This is a genomic window from Streptomyces sp. NPDC059917 (genome assembly GCF_042730635.1).
Classification (GTDB): domain Bacteria; phylum Actinomycetota; class Actinomycetes; order Streptomycetales; family Streptomycetaceae; genus Streptomyces.
Genome location: NZ_JBHWLC010000155.1, coordinates 1 through 8,216, shown reverse-complemented (window position 1 = coordinate 8,216; position 8,216 = coordinate 1). Strand labels below are relative to the sequence as shown.

General features: G+C 71.3%; 4 protein-coding genes. All 4 read left to right on the top strand.

What is annotated here, in order from left to right; genetic code table 11:
* The first annotated feature begins 181 nt into the window (after window positions 1-181).
* Entirely contained in the window at window positions 182-1,015 is an 834-nt protein-coding gene (locus ACFWAR_RS38790) for a thioesterase II family protein (protein WP_385788256.1), read from the top strand.
* Between the two features lie 61 nt (window positions 1,016-1,076).
* Complete coding sequence (locus ACFWAR_RS38785; protein ID WP_385788254.1) at window positions 1,077-1,907, top strand: metallophosphoesterase family protein; 831 nt, start codon at window positions 1,077-1,079, stop codon at window positions 1,905-1,907.
* A gap of 115 nt (window positions 1,908-2,022) precedes the next feature.
* Window positions 2,023-4,689 carry an AAA family ATPase gene (locus tag ACFWAR_RS38780; protein WP_385788252.1) on the top strand — a complete coding sequence of 889 codons (2,667 nt, stop codon included), beginning with the start codon at window positions 2,023-2,025 and terminating at the stop codon, window positions 4,687-4,689.
* A gap of 249 nt (window positions 4,690-4,938) precedes the next feature.
* Window positions 4,939-8,216 (top strand): beta-ketoacyl synthase N-terminal-like domain-containing protein (locus tag ACFWAR_RS38775; RefSeq protein WP_385788259.1); only part of this gene is annotated, 3,278 nt, incomplete at its 3' end.

Here is an 8,216-nt window from a genome sequence, read left to right as displayed (position 1 = left end):
CGCCTACTGGACGTAATCGGGCGTTCCGACAACGCCGCGAGGCGCGGTACCAGGCGTCGCGAGCCAGGCGCTACTTTCGAAACACGCCCTAGCGCCGCGGACGGCTAAAGGAGTGCTTTAACCCGGGACCGTAGCTTCCGTCCGATGAACGCACCCGGTGGATGAAGGAGTACGCCGCACCATGAGCATCCCTGACACACAGCGCGAGTCGTGGATCCGGCGCTTCCACCCCGCCCCCGACGCGCCCGTCCGCCTGCTCTGCCTCCCGCACGCCGGGGGCACCGCCTCGTACTTCTTCCCGTTCTCCCAGCGGCTCGCCGCACACGGCGACGCCGGAGCCGACGTGCTGTCCGTCCAGTACCCCGGCCGCCAGGACCGGCGCCTGGAACCGGCGCTGGAGGACGTCACCGCACTGGTGGACGGCATCCACGACGCCCTCGCGCCCTGGAACGACCTGCCCCTCGTCCTGTTCGGCCACAGCATGGGCGCCGTCCTGGCCTTCGAACTGGCCCGCCGCCTGGAACGCGAGGGCAAGCCCCCGCTCGGCCTGATCGTCTCGGGTCGCCGCTCCCCGGACATCCTGCGCACCGACCACGTGCACACCCTCGGCGACCACGCCCTCGTCGAGGAGGTGCGGCTGCTCAGCGGCACCGATCCCGGCGTCCTGGACGACGAGGAGATCCTGCGCATGGTGCTCCCCGCGCTGCGCGCCGACTTCAAGGCCATCGAGACCTACCGCTACCGCGCCGAGGGCACCGGCCCCGCGCTGCGCTGCCCGCTGAGCGTGCTCACCGGCACCTCCGACCCGAGGGTCACACCCGAACAGGCCGTCGCCTGGCGGGAACTGACCGGGGGCCGCTTCACCTTCAGGGCCTTCCCCGGCGGCCACTTCTACCTCGCCCACCAGCAGGCCGAGGTCACCGCGGCCGTCGTCGAGGACCTCGCCGCCTTCGCCTCGCACGCCGCGTCCGCGCCGGCCACCGGCGCCCGCGAACGGGTGTCCGCCCGCTCATGACCGAACCCGCCGCCCACCCGGCCCCCACCCGCCCGGCCGCCCCCGCGCCCCGCGCCCTCTGATGCCGCGCGGGAACCTGCTGGCGATCAGCGACCTGCACGTCGCCCACCCCGAGAACCGGCTGGTCCTGGAAGGGCTCAGGCCCCGCACAGACGACGACTGGCTCCTGCTGGCGGGCGACGTGGGCGAGCTGGCCGGGGACGTCCAATGGGCCCTGGAGACCCTCGCCCGGCGCTTCGCGCGGATCGTGTGGGCCCCCGGCAACCACGACCTGTGGACCCCGCCCGACGACCCGGTCCAGCTGCGCGGCGAGGCCCGCTACCGGTACCTCGTCTCCGTCTGCCGGCAGCTGGGCGTCACCACGCCCGAGGACCCCTATCCCGTATGGCACGGCCCCCAGGGCCCCGTCGTCGTGGCCCCCCTGTTCCTGCTGTACGACTACACCTTCCGCACCGGCACCGCCCGGACCAAGGAAGAGGCCCTGGCACAGGCGTACGACGCGGGCATCGTGTGCACCGACGAATACCTCCTGCACCCCGCCCCGTACCCCACGCGCGACGCCTGGTGCCGGGCCCGGGTCACCGAGACCGAACGACGGCTGGCAGCTTGTGACCCGGAGCTGCCGACCGTGCTCGTCAACCACTTCCCGCTCGTCCGCGAACCCACCAGGATCCTGCGGCACCCGGAGTTCGCACAGTGGTGCGGCACCGCCCGCACCGCCGACTGGCACCTGCGCTTCCGGGCCACGACCGTCGTCTACGGCCACCTCCACATACCCCGCACCACCTGGTACGACGGCGTGCGCTTCGAGGAGGTGTCGGTCGGCTACCCCCGCGAATGGCGGCTCCGCCAACACCCCCGCATCGAACCCAAAGTGATCCTTTCGAACTGAGCCCGCCGGTAGTTCCTGCCGTGCAACTAGTGGACATCGCGCGGACCCCCTGCCCCCGCCGTCCCCGTCCATAAGCTGCCGGAGAAGTGAGGGAACACCACCGGAAAGGCGACTCATGGCGCTCTGGTACCGGGACGAAGAACGCGCACGGCTGGAACGAGCACTCTACGAATGCATGGCCGCGATGGCGGGAATCGTCCTGATCGAGGGCGCCGTCGGCTGCGGCAAGACCGAACTCCTCCAGTACGTGGCCGACTCGGCCCCCCTCCTGGACATCACCGTGGTGTACGCCACGGCCCACCCGGACGCCCGGCACCGCCGACACGCCCTGCTGCGACGCCTCGCCGCCGCACTGCCCGCGCCCCCGGAAGCGGAAGCGGAAGAGGGTTCCACGGCGGCGCACTTCGAGGACGCCCTGCGCGCCGTCTGCGTACGCGGACCGGTGGTGCTCTGCGTCGACGACCTCCAGCACGCCGACGACGCCTCCATCGCCGACCTCCTGCACACCGCCCGCGCCCTGCGCGGCACCGGCCTGCTGATGGTCCTCGCCGGATCGCCCCACAACCGCACCGACAACCCGGTCGCCGCCACCGAACTCCTGCGCCACCCCGGATTCGCCCGGATCCCGCTCGCCCACCTGGACCAACGGGCCACCGCCGGGCTCGCCCGACGCTGGGGCGCCCCCGCACACCACACCCACGGCGACGGACTCCACCGGATCACCGGCGGCAACCCGCTGCTGCTGCGCGCCCTCCTCAGCGAACTCTCCCCGCACGCCACCGAGGCCGACCCCGAAGCCGGCGGCCCCTTCACCGAAGCCCTGCGGACCTGTCTGCGCCGCTGCGACGCGGACACCCGGCGGATCGCCCGGGCCGTCGCGGTGCTCGGTGAACACGCCACCCTCGAACACGCCGCTCCGCTCGCCGGGCTGACCGCGGCCGCCACCGCCCGGGCCATGGCCGCGCTCGACGCCGCCGGGATCACCACCCGCGGCCGACTGCGGCACCCGGCCGCCGAGACCGCCGTGCTCGACGCCCTCGACCCCGCCCGCCGCCGCCGACTGCACCACGAAGCGGCCCGGGTCCTGCACGCCGCCCGCGCCGAACCCCACGTCGTGGCCAAGCAGCTGCTCGCCGCCGGCGCCACCGGCGGAGCCGCCTGGGAGATCCGGACCCTGTGCGAAGCGGCCCGCCAGGAATCGGCGCCCGAGGGATCCGCCGAGCGCGCCGCCGCCTTCCTCCAGCTCGCCCGCGCCGGAGCCCCCGACGAGCGCACCCGCCACCACCTCGCACTGGAGCTGGCCCACCACACCTGGAGACTGCACCCGGCCGCCGCGCACGACCACCTCCAGGAACCCCTGGCCGCCCTGCGCCAACGACGCCTCCCCGCCGCGGACATCGGACAGCTCGCCCGGCTCCTCGCCGCCCAAGGACGCGTGGAAGAAGCGGGCGAGGCCCTCGCACGGCTGGCCTCCTCCGGCCGCCACCCCGCCCCCGAGGACCCGCTGCGCGAACTCTTCGCCCTGCCCCCCACCTCCGGCCCCGAGCGCCGCGGAACCCCCGCGGGGCCCGCCGCGGCCCTGTGGACCCACCCCGGAGCCGACGACGACGCGGCGACCGCCGAGCGCCTGCTGCGCGGCACACCACTGGCCCAGTCCACCTTCGAACCCCTGGGCCAGGCCCTGCGCACCCTCGTGCACACCGACCGGCCGCGCCGCGCCGCCGTCTGGTGCCGCGCCCTCGGCGAGGAGGCCCGCGTCCAGCGCGCCCCCGGCTGGCAGGCCGCCCTCGCCACCGTGCACGCCGAAGCGCTGCTACGCCTCGGCGACCTGACCGGCGCCGAGCGCGAGGCCACCGCGGCCCTGACCCACCTCTCCGGACGCGGAGGCCTGTACCTCTTCGCACCGCTCGCCGTACTCGTCCAGGCGCTCACGGCGAAGGGCGACCACGCCGCCGCCGCACAGCACCTCCAGGCCACCGCGCCGGGCGAGCTCTACTCCACCGTCCACGCCCTCAACTACCTCCGCGCACGGGGCTGTCACTACCTGGCCACGCACCGGCCGCAGGCCGCGCTCGGCGAGTTCCTGGACGCCGGACGGCTCGCCGTCCGCTGGGGCCTCGACCGGCCGCGGTCGCTGCCCTGGCGCACCGACGCGGCCGAGGCGCACCTCCACCTGGGCCAACGAACCCGCGCGGCGCGCCTGGTGGCCGAACAGCTGGCGATGCCCGACGCCGTGGGCGCCCGGGTGCGCGGCATCTCGCTGCGGGCCAGCGCGGCCACGGCCGAAGCCCGCCACCGCCCCGACCTGCTCACCCGGGCCGTCCAGGACCTGCGCGACTGCGGTGACCGGCTCGAACTCGCGCGTGCGCTGGCCGACTTGGGCTCCGCACTGTGCATGAGCGGTGAAGGGCCCAAAGCGGGCGCGCTGACCAGACGCGCCCGTGACCTGGCGGCCGAGTGCGGAGCCGTCCCGCTGTCGGAGCGCATCGTCCCGGGACGCACGGACGAGGGCGTCGCGACCGTTCCCCCGCCCCGGCGCGCCGAGGCCCAGGCCGAGGCCGAGGCGGACGCGGACGCGGAGCGGTTGAACGAGTCGGAGAAGCGCGTGGCCGCGCTCGCCGCCCACGGATACACCAACCGCGAGATATCGGCGAAGCTCTTCGTCAGCGTCAGCACCGTCGAGCAGTACCTGACCCGGGCCTACCGCAAGCTCAACATCTCCCGCCGCCAGGATCTGCCGGTCGACCTACGGATCGAAGCGGCGGAGTACGCCGTGCCCTGACCTGACCTGCCCGACCCGACCCGGCATCCGCAAGACCCCTGCAAGAGACGCTTTAGTGCCGCTCGAAAGGGTGGCCGGGCGGAAGACGTGTATCGGACCACCAGCGTACGAGCCGGCACGGCCGGGAGACGGCTTCCGCCTGCCGGGAAACGGCTGGACCTGTGATTCGGTGTGAATACGGAATGGGGACCGTGCATCGTGCTTTCAATTTCTGACGCGCCGCACAACGAGGCCATCGCTGTTATCGGTATGTCGTGCCGTTTTCCGGGTGCGGTGGGTGTGGGTGAGTTTTGGGATTTGTTGTGTGCGGGTCGGGATGCGATTGGTGAGGTGCCGGGGGATCGGTGGGATGTCGAGCGGGTTGGTGGGGTGCGTCGGGGTGGGTTTTTGGGGCGGGTGGATGGTTTTGATGCGTCGTTTTTCGGGGTGAGTCCTCGGGAGGCGGTGGCGATGGATCCGCAGCAGCGGTTGATGTTGGAGTTGGCGTGGGAGGCGTTGGAGGACGCGGGTGTGGTGCCGGGTTCTTTGCGTGGTGAGGGTGTGGGTGTTTTTGCGGGGGTGATGCAGGACGATTACGCGGCGTTGGTGCGTCGTGGTGGGGTGGAGGGTTTTGGTTCGTTTACTTCGACGGGTTTGCATCGGAGTGTGGTGGCGAATCGGGTGTCGTATTTTCTGGGGTTGTGTGGTCCGAGTTTGGTGGTGGATTCGGGTCAGTCGTCGGGTTTGGTGGCTGTTTTTCAGGCGTGTGAGAGTTTGTTGAAGGGTGAGTCGTCTTTGGCGTTGGCTGGTGGGGTGAATTTGATTTTGGCGCCGGAGTCGACGGTGGCGGTGGAGCGGTTCGGTGGTTTGTCGCCGGATGGGGTTTCTTATGTTTTTGATGGTCGGGCGAATGGTTATGTGCGGGGTGAGGGGGGTGGTGTGGTTGTTTTGAAGCGTTTGGGGGATGCGTTGGCTGATGGTGATGATGTTGTTTGTGTGATTCGTGGTGGTGGGGTGAATAACGATGGTGGTGGTGTGGGTTTGACGTCGCCGTCGGTGGAGGGTCAGGCGGGTGTGGTGCGTTTGGCGTTGGAGCGGGCGGGTGTGGCTGCGTCGGGTGTGGCGTATGTGGAGTTGCATGGGACGGGGACGCCGGTGGGTGATCCGGTGGAGGCTGCGGCTTTGGGTGCGGTGTACGGGGTGGGGCGTGGGCGTGGGGGTGGTTCGGGTGTGCCGTTGGTGGTGGGGTCGGCGAAGTCGAATGTGGGTCATTTGGAGGGTGCGGCGGGGGTTGTTGGTTTGGTGAAGGCGGCTTTGTGTGTGCGGGAGGGGCGGATTCCGGCGAGTTTGAATTTCGAGTCGGGTCCGGTGGGGGTTGATCTGGAGGGTTTGGGTCTGCGGGTGCAGGCGGAGTTGGGGGAGTGGCCGGTGGAGGGTCGGCGGGTGGCGGGGGTGTCTTCGTTCGGGATGGGTGGCACGAACGCGCACCTGATCATCGAGCAGGCCCCCGAGGCAGAGGTGACGGCACCGGATCCGGGTGCGGCGGACGAGCTGGTGCCGTGGATCCTGTCGGCCCGTACGCAGGCCGCTCTGCGCGAACAGGCCTCCCGGCTGAGGGAGTTCGTCGGGGAGGACGCCTCGGCGCGTCCGGTGGACGTCGGGTTCTCGTTGGTGGCGACGCGGACGGCGTTCGAGCATCGGGCGGTGGTGCTGGGCGCGGACCGTGCGGAGCTGCTGGCCGGGCTGGACCTGCTGGCCGCCGGTGAGTCGGGCGCGGGTGTCGTCCGCGGCTCCGCTGGTGGCGGGACGGCGTTCCTGTTCACCGGGCAGGGGAGCCAGCGGGTGGGGATGGGGCGTGAGCTGTATGCGGCCTCGCCCGTCTTCGCCGAAGCCTTTGATGCGGTGTGCGCGGAGCTGGACGGGTATTTGGGCCGGTCGCTGAAAGAGATCGTCTTCAGCGATGCCGATGGTCTGTTGGATCAGACGCGGTTTACGCAGGCTGCGTTGTTCGCGGTGGAGACGGGGTTGTTCCGGGTCGCGGAGGCGGCTGGGGTGCGGCCGGATGCGTTGATCGGGCACTCGGTCGGTGAGCTGGCGGCCGCCCACGCGGCCGGGGTCCTCTCGCTGGCGGATGCGTGTGCGCTGGTCGCTGCACGGGGCCGGTTGATGCAGGCGGCACGGGCAGGTGGCGCGATGCTCGCCATCGCCGCACCCGAAGCCGACGTGACCCCGCTCCTGGTGGAGGGCGTCGACCTCGCCGCGGTGAACGGTCCGGCTTCCGTGGTCGTCTCGGGTGACGAGGACGCGGTCGAGACGATCGCGGAGCATTTCCGGGCCGCAGGTGTGAAGGTCAAGCGGCTCACGGTCAGCCACGCCTTCCACTCCCCGCACATGGACAGCGTCCTGGACGAGTTCCAGACCATCGCCGCCACCCTCACCTTCAACCCGCCCTCGATCCCGATCGTCTCCAACGTCACTGGTCTGATCGCGACGGCCGAAGAACTGACCGACCCTGCCTACTGGGCGCGGCACATCCGTGGCGCGGTCCGTTTCCATGACGGCCTCACCACCCTCCACAACCAGGGGATCACCACCTACCTCGAACTCGGCCCCGACCCGGTCCTGACCGCAATGGTCGAGGAGGGCGCCACCGCCGCGTTCCTGCGCAAGGGCCGTCCGGAGGACCGTACGGTCATCGCCGCGCTCGCGGCGGCTCACGCCAACGGCTCGGACGTGGACTGGTCGGGGCTGCTGGCCGGTGGGCGGCGGGTGCCGCTGCCGACGTACGCCTTCCAGCGCAAGCGGCACTGGATCGACGTCCCCGACCTCGTCACCGGCACCGCGGCCACCGGAGGCACCACCCCCGGCAGCGAGGACGAAGGCACCGTCTTCCATGGATGGGTAGCCAAACTCCGCGCCCTGACGGGGGCTCACGGCGACCGGATCCGCGCGAACCTGCTGGCCGGGCTGATCGCCCGGCACACCGTGGAGATCCTCGGCTACGAGAGCGCGGACGAGGTCGACCCGGCGCTGTCGTTCAAGGACCTCGGCTACACCTCCCTGACCGCCGTCGAACTCCGCAGTCGCCTCGTGGCGGACCTGAACCTCCCGCTGCCCACATCGCTGATCTTCGACTATCCGACGCCCGCCGTCCTGGCCCGGCACATCGTCCGCGAACTCCTGGAGACGCCGGGGACCGGAACCCCCGGTGCCCTGCCGACGGTCGCCTACAGCGATCCGGACGAGCCGTTGGCCGTGGTCGGGATGGGGTGCCGGTATCCGGGTGGGGTGGCTTCGCCGGAGGACCTGTGGCGGTTGGTCGCCGATGGCGTGGACGCGATCGGCGGGTTGCCGGAGAACCGTGGTTGGGACACGGACGGGATCTACGACCCCGAGCGCGGGCTGAGCGGGAAGACGTATGCCCGGGACGGCGGATTCCTTTACGGCGCGGGCGAGTTCGACGCGGAGTTCTTCGGGATCAGTCCGCGTGAGGCGGCCGCGATGGATCCGCAGCAGCGGCTGCTGCTGGAGACCGCGTGGGAGACCCT

What these genes read in the sequence shown, in the direction of transcription:
- ACFWAR_RS38790 (WP_385788256.1), top strand. Translation starts at nt 182, where the DNA reads ATGAGCATCCCTGACACACAGCGCGAGTCGTGGATCCGGCGCTTCCAC.
- ACFWAR_RS38785 (WP_385788254.1), top strand. Translation starts at nt 1,077, where the DNA reads ATGCCGCGCGGGAACCTGCTGGCGATCAGCGACCTGCACGTCGCCCAC.
- ACFWAR_RS38780 (WP_385788252.1), top strand. Translation starts at nt 2,023, where the DNA reads ATGGCGCTCTGGTACCGGGACGAAGAACGCGCACGGCTGGAACGAGCA.